Annotated in this window: 13 protein-coding genes and 1 pseudogene; 7 read left to right on the plus strand and 7 right to left on the minus strand. The window is 69.5% G+C overall.

The annotated features are described in order from the left end of the window. Window positions 1–184 precede the first annotated feature (184 nt). A complete protein-coding gene (locus OG381_RS02820) occupies window positions 185–1,618 on the plus strand; it encodes an MFS transporter (protein ID WP_443061861.1) in 1,434 nt (477 codons plus the stop codon). A gap of 681 nt (window positions 1,619–2,299) precedes the next feature. Here the strand turns inward: OG381_RS02820 and OG381_RS02825 are convergent. Beyond that, a complete protein-coding gene (locus OG381_RS02825) occupies window positions 2,300–2,788 on the minus strand; it encodes a GNAT family N-acetyltransferase (RefSeq protein WP_327714470.1) in 489 nt (162 codons plus the stop codon). A gap of 395 nt (window positions 2,789–3,183) precedes the next feature. Further along, window positions 3,184–3,828, minus strand: coding sequence for a CGNR zinc finger domain-containing protein (locus OG381_RS02830; RefSeq protein WP_443061862.1), 645 nt, complete (start codon window positions 3,826–3,828; stop codon window positions 3,184–3,186). Between the two features lie 59 nt (window positions 3,829–3,887). Here OG381_RS02830 and OG381_RS02835 point away from each other — a divergent pair, with 59 nt between their 5' ends. The 4 genes from OG381_RS02835 (at window position 3,888) to OG381_RS02850 (ending at window position 8,296) form a co-directional block, all read left to right on the plus strand. After that, complete coding sequence (locus OG381_RS02835; RefSeq protein WP_327714472.1) at window positions 3,888–4,655, plus strand: MBL fold metallo-hydrolase; 768 nt, start codon at window positions 3,888–3,890, stop codon at window positions 4,653–4,655. A gap of 705 nt (window positions 4,656–5,360) precedes the next feature. Further along, window positions 5,361–5,765 carry a hypothetical protein gene (locus OG381_RS02840; protein WP_327714473.1) on the plus strand — a complete coding sequence of 135 codons (405 nt, stop codon included), beginning with the start codon at window positions 5,361–5,363 and terminating at the stop codon, window positions 5,763–5,765. Between the two features lie 403 nt (window positions 5,766–6,168). Next, complete coding sequence (locus OG381_RS02845; RefSeq protein ID WP_327722369.1) at window positions 6,169–7,608, plus strand: sensor histidine kinase; 1,440 nt, start codon at window positions 6,169–6,171, stop codon at window positions 7,606–7,608. A 7-nt stretch (window positions 7,609–7,615) separates the two neighbouring features. Continuing rightward, a complete protein-coding gene (locus OG381_RS02850; RefSeq protein ID WP_327714474.1) occupies window positions 7,616–8,296 on the plus strand; it encodes a response regulator transcription factor in 681 nt (226 codons plus the stop codon). 87 nt (window positions 8,297–8,383) lie between these two features. On the opposite strand, the pseudogene OG381_RS02855 reads toward OG381_RS02850, so the two are convergent. From OG381_RS02855 to OG381_RS02865, 3 genes and pseudogenes are all read right to left on the minus strand, one after another. After that, window positions 8,384–8,977, minus strand: a pseudogene (locus tag OG381_RS02855) (phosphatase PAP2 family protein); the annotation flags it as partial. Window positions 8,978–9,247: 270 nt separating this feature from the next. Continuing rightward, entirely contained in the window at window positions 9,248–10,168 is a 921-nt protein-coding gene (locus OG381_RS02860) for an NADP-dependent oxidoreductase (RefSeq protein WP_327714475.1), read from the minus strand. Window positions 10,169–10,271: 103 nt separating this feature from the next. Further along, a complete protein-coding gene (locus tag OG381_RS02865) occupies window positions 10,272–10,910 on the minus strand; it encodes an HD domain-containing protein (RefSeq protein ID WP_327714476.1) in 639 nt (212 codons plus the stop codon). Window positions 10,911–11,189: 279 nt separating this feature from the next. On the opposite strand from OG381_RS02865, the gene OG381_RS02870 reads away from it, so the two are divergent. Together OG381_RS02870 and OG381_RS02875 are read left to right on the plus strand one after the other, a co-directional pair. Next, window positions 11,190–12,179 (plus strand): GlxA family transcriptional regulator, encoded by a 990-nt coding sequence (locus tag OG381_RS02870; RefSeq protein WP_327714477.1) that lies wholly within the window; start codon window positions 11,190–11,192, stop codon window positions 12,177–12,179. A 113-nt stretch (window positions 12,180–12,292) separates the two neighbouring features. Next, window positions 12,293–12,931, plus strand: coding sequence for an HD domain-containing protein (locus tag OG381_RS02875; RefSeq protein WP_327714478.1), 639 nt, complete (start codon window positions 12,293–12,295; stop codon window positions 12,929–12,931). A 220-nt stretch (window positions 12,932–13,151) separates the two neighbouring features. On the opposite strand, the gene OG381_RS02880 is transcribed toward OG381_RS02875, so the two are convergent. Further along, window positions 13,152–14,135 carry an NADPH:quinone reductase gene (locus OG381_RS02880; RefSeq protein ID WP_327714479.1) on the minus strand — a complete coding sequence of 328 codons (984 nt, stop codon included), beginning with the start codon at window positions 14,133–14,135 and terminating at the stop codon, window positions 13,152–13,154. Window positions 14,136–14,155: 20 nt separating this feature from the next. Further along, window positions 14,156–14,734, minus strand: a complete 579-nt coding sequence (locus OG381_RS02885; protein WP_327714480.1) for a PadR family transcriptional regulator — start codon at window positions 14,732–14,734, stop codon at window positions 14,156–14,158. Window positions 14,735–14,823 lie beyond the last annotated feature (89 nt).

A 14,823-nucleotide genomic window follows, 5' to 3' on the forward strand; every position in this document is an offset into this window, starting at 1 on the left:
GGAATGGCGGTGTCGAGGTTCCTGTGGAGTCACTTGAAGATGGCTCCTGCTGCGCGCCTTCGACGCCGCGGCGATTGCCCATGCGACGGTCTTGGCGGCGGTTGCGTTCCGTTAGCACGTGCTGCTCGCGGTGACGAGGACCCGGTCTCAGGACATCAAAAGTGGCAAACGGGCAGGTGGCGGCATGGCGGGCACGGCAGCGACGGGAGCCGGGGGACGCCCGGTGGGGACACGGAGAGTGCTCGCTCCGCTGGCGTTGGCGCAGTTCATCTGCAGCTTCGCCGGCTCCAACATGAACGTGATGATCAACGACATCAGCGAGGACCTGGACACCACCGTGCAGGGTGTCCAGACCGCGATCACGATCTTCCTGCTGGTGATGGCCGCGCTGATGATCCCGGGCGGGAAGCTGACCGACAAGTGGGGGCGCAAGCGCTGCCTGCTGGCGGGACTCGTGGTCTACGGGGTGGGGGCGGTGCTCAGTGCGGCCGCGCCGGGGCTGGGCGTGTTGATCCTCGGGAACTCGATTCTGGAGGGTGTGGGTACGGCGCTGTTGATCCCGCCGGTCTACATCCTGACCACGCTGCTGTTCACCGACGTGGCGTCCCGGGCGCGTGCGTTCGGCGCGATCATGGCGATGGGCGGGATCGGGGCGGCCGCCGGTCCGCTGATCGGCGGGCTGATCACGAGCGCGATCAGCTGGCGGGCCGCGTTCGTGTTCCAGGCACTGGTGGTCGTGGTGATCATCGTGCTCAGCCGAGGAATCGCCGATCCGCTGCCGCCCGACCCCGCCCGGCCCTTCGACACGGTCGGGGCGGTGCTGTCGGCGGCGGGCCTGGTGCTGCTGGTGACGGGCATCCTGGCCGTCGACAACAACGGCTGGCTGGCGCTGGGACTGCTGCTGGCCGGTGCGTTGGTGCTGGCCGGGTTCTTCGCCTGGGTACGTGGTCGCGAGCGCGCCGGCCGGGAGGCGCTGCTGTCGACGGACCTGTTCCGCAATCGCATCTCCAACCTCGGCCTGGTCACCCAGAACACGCAGTGGCTGATGCTGATGGGCGTCTCGTTCACCGTTGCCGCCTACCTACAGGTCGTCCGCGGCTACGACGCGATCGAGACCGGCGTCATCTTCACCGCCGCGACCCTCGGCATCCTCGCTTCCTCACTGGCAGCCGAGAACTTGGCCCGGCGCCGTGCGCAGCGCGCCCTCATCATGGCGGGCTTCGTCGTGACGATCGCCGGCATCGCCATGCTGCTGGCCCTGGTCGCCTGGAAGCCCGGCGCCTGGGCGTTCGCCCCCGGCCTGCTGCTGATCGGGCTGGGTCTGGGGATGATGCTCACCCCGTCGGTGAACCTGGTCCAGTCGTGCTTCCCCGAGACGCAGCAGGGCGAGATCTCCGGCCTGTCGCGCAGCATCTCCAACCTCGGCTCCTCGCTCGGCACGGCCGTCGCGGGCACGATCCTGGTCTCGGGCCTCAGCAAGGGCGCGTACGCGGCGGCCATGGCGGCGCTGGCGGTCGTGGGCCTGGGCGGACTGGCTGCGGCGGCGCTGCTGCCGCGCGCCGGCCGGGCCCCTGCCACCGGCGCCGGGACTACGACACCGCCGACGGCGCCGCAGTGACCGTGACGCGGCACCTGCGCCGACTGCCCGCCGAGGCTTCGTGCAGTCAGCCGGTCCGGCCTTCGGCGCGGTCGAGCGCCTCGTCCAGGCCAGGTGGCGCCGAGCCGGGCCAAGTGGGTGACGGCATGCGGGCAGTTCCGAGTTCTTCGCCCGAGGGGGGCCGACCTCTTCGGCGAACAGGCCGACGTGGCCGGCGTAGGTGAGCAGGTGAGCTGGCGGAATTCCTGCGCTTCGGCGGCTAGCTCGCGCCACTGTCGGTCCTCAACGACCCCCGTGCCCTGCTCCGCTCGACGGCGGGCCGGTCCCTGCTGCTGCCCACGGCCCTGGCCCCGTCACCCCAGGAGCACGTGTCTCCTGGTAACTCGCCGCGCCGGTGACCCACGGCATCGGCCCCGACCGACGGACCCCGCTGCCGCTCCTGCCCATCACGGCAGGTGCCCTCGCCTACGCCGCCACACTCGCCCAGACGAGGAGGAGCACAACGCCGTCCACCTCCGCAACCTCACCCTCGCCTCACGAACAGACAACCCCTCGCACCCGCTCCGGCCTGCCCGAACACAGCCTTGTGTAGAGGCTGGGCAACAGCAGCGACGGCACGCACGAATCGCGCGGCGTCCAGCGACTCCTGCATGCCGGCCACCAAGCGGGCCAAGCCGGTGCCACGCCAACCGGCACGGCGCGTCATTCCGCAGGGATGTGAAACTCGAATTCGGGGCGGTCCCACGGCACGGCGGGCGGGTTCGCCAACACGGTCCCGGTCCGCACCGCACCCACACGGTGGTAGAAGTCCGCGGCGGAAACATGCGAGACGACCTTGAGGCGGTCGATCCCGGCAGCCCGCGCCTCGGACTGCATGTGTGCCACGAGCTGCCGCCCAATACCCCGTCCTTGCACCTCGTCGGCGACGAACAGCAGATCGAGCTCCGGCGGATCGAGCACGAGCGAGTAGAACCCGAGAACCCGACCTCCAGGGTCGTCGGCGCCGACTGCCACAAAGGCGCGGTGGGCCTCGATGTAATCAGGACCGACCCGGTAGCCCGCCACTGCGGCAGCGTACTTACCCGCGTAGGCGCTTGAGCCACGCACCAGCCGCGTGAGCCGTTTGGCATCCCGCGCGACGGCCCTCCGAATCGTGACCGGCTGGCTGACCGGGGAAGTGCGTGATCTCATCGCGTGAGTATTTCGCATCGGGGAGTGCCTTCCTGCGGCGGGTCGGCTGCTCGGGCAGGCGTTCCCGCACCGCTCCCGGGAACCACTCGTGCAAACGCAACCGGTCTCACGCCCGGCGACGACGATCATGTCGACGTCGCGCAGGAGGGCGACGGTTGAGGCGACGTGCCATGGCTTCGCGCGGCCGTCGCGGTCGGCATGGGTACGTCGAGCCTGCCGTAGCCGGTGGTCAGCTGGGTGAACGTGGCGGGCATGAGAGGTACTGGTCCTTCGTCGATTGTGGGGGGTAGTCGGTAGGGAGGGCGAGGTGTGCCGTCCGCGCCAGACGTTTGAGGGTGTGCGACGCCGCGCTCCGGCGTGGGTCCGGTGAACCGGCGGCGGGGCGGGGGCCGATCTCAGTCGGCAGTGGTCTGCGTGCGGCGGGCGTAGGCGCGGGCGGCGCGGGCGCGGTCGCCGCAGCGGACCGAGCACCAGTGGCGGCGTCCTGCGCGGAGCAGGTAGCGGTTGCAGGGGGTGGAGGGACAGGCCGTCAGCCGTTCGGCGTCGGGTCCGGTGAGCAGGTCGGCGGCGTCGGCGGCGAGGATGCCCAGGGCCTGGTCGACGATCTGGTCGATGGGGTGTGGGGCGGTGCGGTGCATGCCGCGGACCGGGTCCCAGCCGAGCGGGGAGGCGGTGGGGACCCGTGTGAGGGCGTCGTTGACGGCAGCCAGTGCGGTGGTGGGGGCAGGGTTGCCGCCGACTTGGGCGGCGAGCAAGGCTCGTACCTGTTCGCGCAGGGAACGCAGGCGTGCCGCGCAGATCTCCTGGATACCGGCGTCCGCGGGGGCCAGGTGGTGGTTGACCAGCCACTGGTTGGCGCCGGAGGGGGTGCCCAACGCATCGAGGAACTGGCCGCCCGGCAGGGCGATGGCGCTGTTGGCGAGATCGAGCGCGGGGTAGAGCTCGGCGCCTGGTGCCTGCGGCAGCCCGGGGTCTGCGGTTTCGGCGGTGGCGGCGATATCGGTCTCACTCACACACCTCACGCTACAGCTTGCCTTCATCCGTGACAAACATCTATGGTCACGGATGAGAGCTAATCTATCCGTGAGGTGATTTCGTCATGGCAGCACCCGGCACGCCCAGCGAACAGGTCCCCATCCGCGTCTTCGGCGGTCCGACCGCACTCATCGAGTACGGCGGGCTGCGGTTCTTGACCGACCCGACCTTCGACGCCCCCGGCAGCTACGCGTCGGGGCTGGCCAAGACCGCACCCGCATCCACCACACCCGCCGAACTGGGCCGCATCGACGTGGTGCTGCTGTCGCACGACGAGCACGACGACAACCTCGACGTCTCGGGCCGCACACTGCTCGCCGATGTCCCTCTGACCCTGACCACGCCCAGCGGCGCGGGCAGGCTGGGCGGCACCGCACGCCCCCTGAAGGACTGGGAGGCCATCGAACTCGACCGGCCCGGCGGCGGCACGATCACCGTCACGGGCGTCCCGGCCCTGCACGGCCCCGGAGCACGCGAAGACCTCGAACCGGTCGTCGGTGAGGTAGTCGGATTCGTCCTGAGCGGTGACGGTCTGCCCACCGTCTACGTCAGCGGTGACAACGCCCAGCTCTCCCTGGTCCGCGAGATCGCCGACCGTTTCGGTCCGGTGGACACCGCCGTGCTGTTCGCCGGCGCGGTCCGCACCCCCGTCCTGGACCGCGCGCTGCTCACCCTCGACAGCGCTCAGGCCGCCGAGGCCGCCCGCATCCTGGGCGCCCGCCGCATCGTGCCGGTCCACTTCGACAGCTGGGCCCACTTCACCGAGGGCCGCGAGCAGCTCGTGGACGCCTTCACCAAGGCCGGCTTGATCGACCGTGTGGAACTGGCCTGACTCCGAACGCCCGGCCGCTGCGGCGTGCCACAAGATCACCGCAGCAGCCCGCTTCCCGGCCCGGCCACATGCGCCGGGCCGGCGTATCGCACCAGGACTCCCCGTGAAGGACCCAGTCAAGGACCCAGCCCGCGGATCCGCTCCCGCGCTGATGTCCGTCCTCGACACCGCCCTGGCCGACCGCGGCATCACCCGTGGACGGGGCGCACTTTCCGTGTGGGGTGGGGCTCGCGGGAGCAGTCGCCGGTGCACCTGGTCGTGCCCGAGGTCGTCGCTGAAGTCGCCGTGGATGTGGCGCGGGACAGCGCCGGACGCTGGCGCCGGCCGACCCGGCGCACGCCTGTCCGCACGGACATGAGGCCGGGCAAGGCGCCGCTGCGCTCCAGGTTCTGCAGGTGACAGACCACCGATGCCGGGCTGCCCAGCCCCAGGCCGCCCCCAACTCACCCACCAACAAGACTTCTCCGCCCTCCAGGATCGAGCGCCGGACCTGAGACAGCACCTGCTCCTCGCGCCGCGTGAAGTGCTCCAGTCGGCGGCTCACCGGACACCCTCCAGCACCCAAAGCTGTCGCCCCTGGCGGCACAGGCGCGGCCGCCGGCACCGCGGCCGTACGGCGACGGAGAGGCGTCGGACGGTTCATCTACGGCATCCGGGTACAGGCAAGTGACGCTGCCGTTCGAACGATGAGAGAGGAAGTGGCGGATGGAAGCGGCCAAATGGTCGGTGGATCGCGAACGTCTGGCGCAGTGGGTTCCCGAGGGCGAGCGGATGACGGCCGGCTGTGCCGTGACATACGGGCGCATGCTGTGGGGCCTGGCGCCGCGACAGGCGTCACTCCTGCTGACCGACCGCCGGGTGCGAGTGCTGCGTCACCGAGGCAATGACCTCCGGTACGGCATACGCGGCATCTGGTTCGAGATGATGCGTGGCGAGGCCGAAGCAGCGTGCGTCAATCCGCAGGTGCGGGTGGATTTCGACAAGGGGCAGGAGATCGAACTGCGTCGGCGTGACGGCGGGGTTGAGCGCCTGGTGATAAGCCAGTGGGACGCGGTGCATGCCGAAGCCCTGTACGAGGCGTTCCCTTCCCGGGAGTCGGACACGCGGTGATGTCGGGCCGCTGCGACGAGGGCGGCCGCTTGCGCTGCACCGGTCGCACCACGACGCTGCACGCAACCGTCCGGCAAGCCCTCACCGACCAACTGCACGCCGTGGGGGGCGTACTTGGGGCTCGCGGGAGCAGCTGTCGGTGCAACTGGTCGCGCCCGAGGGCGTCGCCGAAGTCGCCGTGGACGTCGCCCGGGACAGCGCGGACCTGGCGGGTGTCTGCGCGGGACCGTGCTCCGGTTCTGGTCCTACTCCTCGCCGTCCGCGTCGATCGTTGGGCCGGTACGTCCTGTACGAAGCGGGATGTTTCGGCGCTCAGTGCCAGCCGGTCACCGACGTAGACGGGACTTTCGGCAGTGGTCGGAGGGCGCCCGATGTCCGTACCGTCGCCTCTGTGGACAGCACAATGATCAACGGTGGGACTGCGACCGGAACCACTGTTCTACGGCGGGCACTTGATCCTGGGACCATTCTCGCGGCGGCCACCGTGGTGGTTGCTGGTCTGAGCGTGATGAACCCGTGGTGGGCCGTCCCGACTGCCGTCGCCGCGTTCCTGGCAGGCCGACGTCCTGGACGTACGGCACCGACAGCGCTCGCCCTGGTCGCGATACTCGCGGCCGGCGTGGTGGCCTTGTCCGTCGTTCCTGCTTGGCTCCCCCTTGCCGGCCGCTTTGTGACAGTGGTGGTCGCCGCCACGATGCTGCCCTGGTTCGCGGGCCGGTTCTGGTGCCAGTATCGGCAGCTTGTCCGGGCCGGTTGGGAGCTTGCTGATCAGCTGCAACGCGAGCAGCAACTGATCGCTGACCAAGCCCGGTTGCGCGAGCGGGCACGTATCGCTCAGGACATGCATGACGTACTCGGCCATGACCTCAGCCTCATCGCTCTGTCGGCCGGGGCACTCAAACTCGCGCCGGACCTTGAAGAGCACCACCAGAGGGCCGCAGGAGACATCCGAGCCAGAGCCGCGGCCGCGGTGGAGCGTCTCGGCGAGGTGATCGGTGTCCTGCGTGAGGAGACCGACGCAACGCCCATCGAACCCAACAACTCCAGCCTCACGAGCTTGACTTCTGAGGCTTCTGCGGCCGGACTCACGGTGGAGTTGCGCATCGAGGGTGACGCGGACGAGGCGCCGCCCGTGGTGAAACGGGCGGCTCACCGGGTCGTGCAGGAAGCTCTGACCAACGTTGCCAAGCACGCGTCCGGCGCGACCGTGACGGTGCACGTGACGCATACGGCATCAGAAACACGGGTTGTCGTGGAGAACGGCCCGCCCTCGTCTGCGGCCAACCAGCGGTCCCGGCCTCGGAGCGGAGGGCGTGGCCTGATCGGTCTCGAAGAACGTGTGCGGTTGACCGGCGGTTCGTTCGACCACGGCCCGCGCGACGGAGGCTACGCGGTCGTCGCGCGTATCCCGCACACACCCTCGCCGCCGCCAGCGCCGCTCGCGTCGTCAGCCTCGCGCGGTGACGAGTTGCCGCAAGAACTTCGCCGCGCTCGGCGCCGGGTCGGCCGGGCTCTGGTCGCCGCGGTCATGGTGCCCCTCGTGACGGGAGCTGTGCTGAGCGGAGCTCTCATGGGCTGGGAGATGATGTCTGCGTCACGGTCGGTCCTGGACCCGCGCGACTATGCCCGCCTGCACGTAGGGCAAGATCGTTCCCAGGTGGACCGTCTCCTGCCGGACCGGCAGACGAACTACCGACCGCTGACTGCCGAGCCGACGGGAGACGGCACAACGTGCGAGTACTACGCGATGACGGCCAACAGGTTCGACGACCGGTCCGGCGACGCCTACCAGCTCTGCTTCCGGAAGGACACCCTGGTGTCCCTCGACACGATCACCCCGTGAGCGTTTGATGATCCGGGTACTGATCGCCGACGACGAGCCGATGATCCGCGCAGGGGTACGCGCCGTTCTTGCCACGGATCCGGACATCGAAGTCGTCGCCGAGGCCGTCGACGGGCACGACGCCGTGGAACTGGTCCAGCGCCACCGTCCCGCGGTGGCGATACTCGATATCCGCATGCCAGGAATCAACGGCATCGACGCCGCCGCGGAAATCAGCAACACAGTGCCGGCCACGAGCGTCATCATGCTGACGACCTTCGGAGAGGACGACTACATCCTCAAGGCGCTCGGCGGTGGTGCAGCAGGCTTCCTGATCAAGTCTGGCGAGCCAGAGGAACTGATCACCGGAGTGCGTGCGGTGGCCGAAGGCGCCGCCTACCTGTCACCGAAGGTCGCGGCCCGGGTCATCGCACACCTCGCCGCGACGGGCGCGGGCGCCCTGGCCGGTCGGCGCTCCGCCGCCCGCGACCAGGTCAACGCCCTCACCGCCCGGGAAAGAGAGGTGTTGGCCTTTCTCGGAAGGGGCCTGTCCAACGGGCAGATCGCCCGGCGGCTCCATGTGGTGGAGGGAACGGTCAAAGCCCACGTGAGTTCCATCCTGGCGAGGCTGGGCGTCGACAATCGGGCCGCTGCCGCGGTGGTGGCCCACGAGGCAGGGATCGTTCCGCCTCAGCCTTCCCAGCCGTGATGCCACCCCCTGGACAAGGGGCATGAACGCGAGCAGCACCGCCGCCACGACAGCACCGCCGAGCGTCGCGCCGGCGAGCACATCGTGCGGGTAATGGACCCCCACCAGCACACGCAGCAGAGCGGCGGCCCCGGCCAGCGGCAGCGTGATCGCGGCGAGGCGGGGCCGCAGCACGGCGAGACCAACGGCCAACCCGGCGGCCAGGGTGGCGTGGTTGCTCGGGAACGACCAGTCCCCCGCTCCGGGGCATTCCGCGACAGATTCGGCGCCTGCGCGTAGCACACGGCAAGGACGTTCCTCGTCCACAACGAGCTTCACCGCTTCGCTCACCGCATAGGCCGCGACAGTGCCGAGACCGGTCAGCACGGATCCGGCGAACTCCCGTGTGTCTTTGCGGCGCATCGCCGTCCACCACATCCAGACCAGCAGCATTCCGAGGATCACCAACGTGCCCTCGGTGGCCACTTCCAGGAGCGGGCCCAGCCACGACGGTGCACCCGCCACCGCCCCGGCCACCGACCAGTACGCGGATGCCGAAACCCCGCCCGTGACCTCGACAGCACCAACTTCGCCCAGCCCACCGGGAGACAGCCAAGTGACAACTCCCGCTCCCACGCCCAGGACGGCCAACGCACCGAGCGGCCGACCGGCTCGGACTTTCCTTCGCGGTTCTCGTTCCATGAGGCCCGAACCTAAAAGCGGGAACAGGGGGAAACCCGAGCCGAACGGCAACTTGGGACCTTGACGATCGTCAGGCTTGACAGCTCCGAGCACCTTCGTTCCGCGTCACCGGACACACCGCGACCTTCAACAACCCTTCGAGGAGGGGCCGGCGGCGCCGTGGTCGCTGTGAAGATGAGGGCCAGATCCCGTCCGTCGACTCCACGTAGCCTTCCCACCCCGGTCTGGGGGTGAGGACCCGGACCTCGATGGACCGTTCGTCCTGCCCCGTCAGCCCTCCGTGACCCGGATGATCGTCTTGCCGGGGTTGCGTCGCCCGGGTGCGAAGGCGGCGGGTGCCTCGCAGAGCGGTCGTACGTCTCCGACGATCGGCTTGAGCCGCCTCTCCCGCAGGCGCTGGGCCAGGTCCGCGAGCCGGACGCGAACTGGTTCGACCACGAAGAAGAGGGCCTGTCCCTTCTCGGGCTGAACCCTGGGAGGCTCGGCGATGGTGACGAGGGTGCCGCCGGCGCGTACCAGGGCGGTCGAGCGGTCGAGGATCTCGCCACCGAGCACGTCGAGGACGAGGTCGACTTCACCGACATCCTCCACGGCGTCGCTCTGCAGGTCCAGGAACTCATCCACGCCGAGACCGAGGGCAGCCTCTCGGGAGGCCGCCCTGCCGCTGCCGATGACTCGGGCTCCGGCCTCGCGCGCGAGTTGCACGGCGATCGACCCGACACCGCCTGTCGCGCCGTGAATCAGGACGGTCTGGCCCGTCATGAGGCGGCCGTGGTCGAACAGGCCCTGCCACGCGGTCAGCCCGGAGATGGCCAGTGCGGCCGCCGCGGTGTGGTCCACGTCCGCCGGAAGCGGGGCGAGGTTGCGTGCCTCCACTGCGACGTACTCGGCCAGTGAACCGTCGCGGGCCCAGTCGCACAGTCCGAACACCCGCTGGCCCACGGTGAGTCCGGTCGTTCCGTATCCCAGTTCTACGACGACGCCGGACAGCTCGTGCCCGGGGACACTCGGGGTGCGGTCGCGGCCGGCGCGGTCGGACCACGTCGCCGGCCAGTCGAGTTCACCAGGGGTGAAGCCTGCGGCGTGCACCCGCACGATGACGTCGTTCTCGGCGGCGTGCGGGTAGGGGATGTCCGTCAGGGACAGTCCGGCGGATCCGGCGGCACGGTCGCGGACGGTGATGGCTTGCATGGCGGTTCCTTACGGTGATCATGAGGGGCGTCGGGCCAGTAGTGGGCTCATCCGCGGCACCGGCCGTCGTGGGGGACCGGCAGGGAGGCTGCCGTCGTCTCGATTACTTCGGCCAGGCCGATCCGGTGATCCGATCGACCATGGTGGTGCGGTGGAAGTCAGGAATGAAGTGTTCGAGTACGTCGGAATTCACCGTGCCGTAAGTCGTTTCCGGGCGGTTCTTGAGTGCGTCGACGAACTCCTGCAGAAACCCCTTTTTGAAGTCCCCGCGCGGATGGACGGCGGTGATTTCCTCCACCTGGTCGCCGTCCAGTCTCTCCAGGCCCCAGCCGATCGCATCGGTCAGGACGCCGAGATGCGTGGCAGCGATCTCGGGGCCCATCCGGCCGGGAATGCCCGGCGTCGTGTGCAGGGCCACCGCTTCCCAGACCACGTCGGCGGCCTCCGGTGAGAATCCGTGGTCGAGCAGGAACTTGCGCGCGTGGTCCGCCCCGTCGAGCTCGAAGCGCTGCACCGCGTCGGAGAACGGCGTCCGGAGACCGGTGTCGTGGAACATCGCGGCGAGGTAGAGCAGTTCGAGATCGGGCCGCAGTTGGAGTTCACGGGCGTGAAGAGCCCCGAAGAGAAAGACCCGCCGGGAATGGTGGAAGACCAGGGGGCTTGTCATTTCCCGAACCCGGCGAGTGGCTTCGCCGGCCGCCGCGGTCTCGGGAATCTCAATACCAGCTACTTCGTCATTCACTGTCCTGTTCCTCCGGTCGACCGTATGGCACCAGTACAGGTACGCCTTGCCACCGGTACCGGTGCGTCTTTCCCCCAGCCTGTCCCCCGGCGACCTTCCGCGCCGCCTCGGTCCGGCCATGAACCACGCGAATCAGGACAGCACGCAGGGTGACGGATCGTGACCCCCGTCCGGAGCCCGGCGGAGACGAAAACCCTGCGAAACGGCCGCTCCCCGCGACGAGCACAATGGGGAAGTACAGGCTCCTGTGGGGAGCCGGGATCCCCGAGGGTGAGGACCATGAAGCCGAGCGAGCACAGCATCGGTGTACTCGTGTTCGACGACATGAAGATGCTGGATCTGTCCGGGCCCGCCGAAGTCTTCCGCGAAGCCAACCGGTACGGGGCGCACTACCGGTTGAGCATCGTGTCGGTCGGCGGAGCCTCGGTCACTTCATCCATCGGCATTCGAGTGCCCGCCGACACCGACGCGGCCGACGCCCCTGCCTTCGACACTCTGTTGGTGGTGGGCGGCGACGAGGTGCCCCAGGCCCTGGTGGACCCGGACCTCGTCGCCGCCGCACGGAAACTGGCCTCCAGTGCCGGCCGGGTCGCATCGATCTGCACCGGGGCGTTCATCCTGGGCGCGGCGGGTCTGCTCGACGGCAAACGGGCAACGACGCACTGGCAGCACACCGAGCTACTGGGCCGGCGCTTTCCGACCGCGCGCGTCGAGCCCGACGCACTCTTCGTCAAGGACGGCACCCTCTACACCTCGGCCGGTGTCACGGCGGGCATCGATCTGGCCCTCGCCCTGGTGGAGCAGGAGCACGGACCGGACCTGACCCGCAGCGTCGCCCGCTCACTGGTGGTGTACATGCAGCGTTCGGGCGGGCAGTCCCAGTTCTCCGCCTCGCTTCAGGGGCCGGCCCCGCAGACGCCGGTGCTGCGGCAGGTGCAGGACGCCGTCCAGGCCGACCCCACGGGCGATCACAGCCTGGAGGCCCTCGCCGCGCGAGTCCGGGTCAGCCCCCGGCATCTGACCCGCATGTTCCGTGCGGAGCTGGACACCACACCGATGAAGTACGTGGAGCTGATCCGCTTCGACATGGCGAAGGCGTTGCTGGACTCCGGACACAACGCGACAGAGGCAGCCGCGCGGTCGGGATTTCCCAGCTACGAGAGCCTGCGCCGCGCGTTCGCCCGCCAGCTGGGTCTTTCACCGACCAAGTACCAGCGCCGCTTCACCACGACGGGCGCCGGGTCCCGCACGTCGCGTCCCACTCAATGACACGCACCGCAGGCATGGCCGTTTCCGAGGGGTTGTCGACCATCCAATAGCGGACCCGAGGCCCACGGCGGACGGATGGTGGATGGACCAACACCACTGCCGAGGAGACAGCTATGAGTGAGAAGATCGCCGGCGTCGAGATCCCCGACACCAAGCTGGTCCGGGACGCCACGGACTTGATCCGCACCACCACGCCACCGCTGATCTTCCACCACTCTCGGCGGGTGTACCTGTTCGGCAGTCTGCAGGCCGCGGCACGGGGACTCCGTCCCGACCCGGAACTGCTGTACGTGGCGGCGCTGTTCCACGACACCGGCCTGGTCGCTCCGTACCGCAGCGACGACCAGCGCTTCGAGATGGACGGTGCCGACCAGGCCCGTGCCTTCCTGCTGACCCATGGCCTGTCCGAAACCGACGCGGAGAAGGTCTGGACGGCCGTCGCTCTGCACACGACACCTGAGGTGCCCTACAGGCTGGCCCCCGAGATCGCGGCCACTACGGCGGGTGTGGAGACCGATGTGCTCGGCCTGAACCTGGCTCACCTCACCAAGGCCCAGATCGACGAGGTCACCGCGGCCCATCCCCGCCCGGACTTCAAGCGGCAGATCCTGCGCGCGTTCACTGAGGGGTTCCAGCACCGTCCGAAGAGCACGTTCGGCACGGTGAACGCGGACGTCCTGGAGCACTTCGTCCCCGGCTTCCGCCGCATCGACTTCGTCGAGGTCATCGAGAACTCCGCCTGGCCCGAGTGAGCCCGCGCACGACCCGAGCCCCGCGTGCACGGCCAGCCGGGCCGGCTGGGGATCAGGGCGGGGGTCTTCGGCCGGCATCCACCAGGCACACTCGTACGCGCCGACGAAACGGTGCGCGTACTCGATCGTGGGATTGCGGCAGCTGCGGACCGCTGCTTGGCAGCGCGACGGGCCGCCCCACGGGGCTGGCAGTTGAGCAGGTCACGGTTCCGTGTCTGCGCTATTGGGGGATGGTGACCAGGACGCGGCCGTGGCCACCGCCGGCGTCGACGTCTTCGTGGGCCTTGGCGATGTCGTCCAGCGGATAGCGGGTGCCGACGGCGACGGTGAGGGCGCCGACGGCGGCTGCGGAGGTGAGGTCGCGGGCAGCCTGGCCCTTGGCCTCGGCGGGGAAGTCGTCGCTGCCGAGCAGCCGCAGGGTGACGTTGTTGAACAGCAGCGGCCAGAAGGGGATCTCGGTGCGGTCCGCGCGGGTGGCGTAGGCGGCGATGACGGCGTTGTTGGCGGCGACGGCGTTGTCGAGATCGGCGTTGTCCGAGAGCGCGACCTCGATGATCCGGTCAACGCCCCGCGGCGCGTGCGCGCGGATGGCCGCGGCGGGGTCGCCGATATCCAGGGCGACGGCGTGGGAGACGACGGCCGGGTCGACGCGGTCGAGGTCCGCGGTGCGGCGGACGGTCGCGATCACCGTCGCGCCGGCCCAGTGGGCGAGCTGGGCGGCCAGGGAACCGACGCCGCCAAGGACTCCGTGGACCAGGACCAGTCGGCCGTCGACCGGGCCGTCGGCGAAGACGGTGCGGTGGGCGGTGATGCCGGGGATGCCTAGGCTCGCCCCCAGCTCGTCACTGAGATGATCTGGCAGAGGTACGGCTTGGTGGTCGGGTACGGCGGTGTACTGGGCGGCGGTGCCGAAGGGGCGGTAGGACTGGGCGCCGTATACCCAGACCCGCTGTCCGACGCGGTGGGCGTCGACTTGGGAGCCCACGGCGTCGATCACTCCGGCGGCGTCGCTGTGCGGGATGACCCGTGGATAGGGCATGGACGAGCCGAGCCAGCCGCGCCGCTTCTTGGTGTCGCCGGGGTTGACGCCCGAGACGGTGACGCGGACGCGGACCTCGCCGGGGCCGGGGACGGGATCAGGGAGTTCGCCGACGTGCAGGACATCGGTGGCGGGTCCCTGGGCGTCGTACCAGGAAGCAAACATGGGGGTACCTCCGTGGGCAGTCAGCTCGCGGGAGCGGCGGGGTCATGCGGATCGCGGTCGGTGCGTGCGGTGTCGAATGCGGGCGGTTCCTCGCCGAGGGCCTCGCGCAGCCAGGTCCGTTCGGCGCGGCTGGTGGCGCGGGCGGTGAGCAGCATGCCCCGCCGGTAGGGGTCGGCGATCTCCTCGGCACGCAGGGGCCGCTGGTTGTCGTAGAAGAAGCTCGCCGGTTCTTCCAGGAACTCCAGCCGTCTGCGCAGCACCGCGTGCTGTTCGGCCACGTCGGGCAGGCGGGAGAGGAAGGCCAGGACGACGTAGAACCGGGTGAAGTCGGTGATCTCGTGGTCGGCGGGCTTGCGCAGGCGCTGAAGCATGTCGGCCCGTCCGGCCGCGGTCAGGCTGAGCACGTATCGGGCCGCCCCGGCGGCCGGGTCGGCGCGCCGCTCGATGAAGCCCGCTCTGGTCAGGCGATTGATCGCCGGATACAGGCTGCCGTCACTGACCGGCCGCGTATAGCCGGTCAGCTGTGAGACGCGGCGGCGCAGCTCGTGTCCAGGCAGGGGTCCCTCGGCGAGGAAGCCGAGTATCGCGAGTTCCAGCATGAGTCCATCATCGCATGCAGACATCGAATCGATGTATACATCGATTCGATGTTACGCTCGTGGATGCCCGCCCAAACGTCTCCGGAGAG

It is taken from the genome of Streptomyces sp. NBC_00490 (genome assembly GCF_036013645.1).
In the GTDB taxonomy this organism is placed as follows: Bacteria; Actinomycetota; Actinomycetes; order Streptomycetales; family Streptomycetaceae; genus Streptomyces; species Streptomyces canus_F.

What these genes read in the sequence shown, in the direction of transcription:
- OG381_RS02870 (WP_327714477.1), top strand. Translation starts at nt 11,190, where the DNA reads ATGAAGCCGAGCGAGCACAGCATCGGTGTACTCGTGTTCGACGACATG.
- OG381_RS02850 (WP_327714474.1), top strand. Translation starts at nt 7,616, where the DNA reads ATGATCCGGGTACTGATCGCCGACGACGAGCCGATGATCCGCGCAGGG.
- OG381_RS02835 (WP_327714472.1), top strand. Translation starts at nt 3,888, where the DNA reads ATGGCAGCACCCGGCACGCCCAGCGAACAGGTCCCCATCCGCGTCTTC.
- OG381_RS02860 (WP_327714475.1), bottom strand. Translation starts at nt 10,168, where the DNA reads ATGCAAGCCATCACCGTCCGCGACCGTGCCGCCGGATCCGCCGGACTG.
- OG381_RS02885 (WP_327714480.1), bottom strand. Translation starts at nt 14,734, where the DNA reads ATGCTGGAACTCGCGATACTCGGCTTCCTCGCCGAGGGACCCCTGCCT.
- OG381_RS02875 (WP_327714478.1), top strand. Translation starts at nt 12,293, where the DNA reads ATGAGTGAGAAGATCGCCGGCGTCGAGATCCCCGACACCAAGCTGGTC.
- OG381_RS02825 (WP_327714470.1), bottom strand. Translation starts at nt 2,788, where the DNA reads ATGAGATCACGCACTTCCCCGGTCAGCCAGCCGGTCACGATTCGGAGG.
- OG381_RS02830 (WP_443061862.1), bottom strand. Translation starts at nt 3,828, where the DNA reads ATGAAGGCAAGCTGTAGCGTGAGGTGTGTGAGTGAGACCGATATCGCC.
- OG381_RS02880 (WP_327714479.1), bottom strand. Translation starts at nt 14,135, where the DNA reads ATGTTTGCTTCCTGGTACGACGCCCAGGGACCCGCCACCGATGTCCTG.
- OG381_RS02845 (WP_327722369.1), top strand. Translation starts at nt 6,169, where the DNA reads ATGATCAACGGTGGGACTGCGACCGGAACCACTGTTCTACGGCGGGCA.
- OG381_RS02840 (WP_327714473.1), top strand. Translation starts at nt 5,361, where the DNA reads ATGGAAGCGGCCAAATGGTCGGTGGATCGCGAACGTCTGGCGCAGTGG.
- OG381_RS02820 (WP_443061861.1), top strand. Translation starts at nt 185, where the DNA reads ATGGCGGGCACGGCAGCGACGGGAGCCGGGGGACGCCCGGTGGGGACA.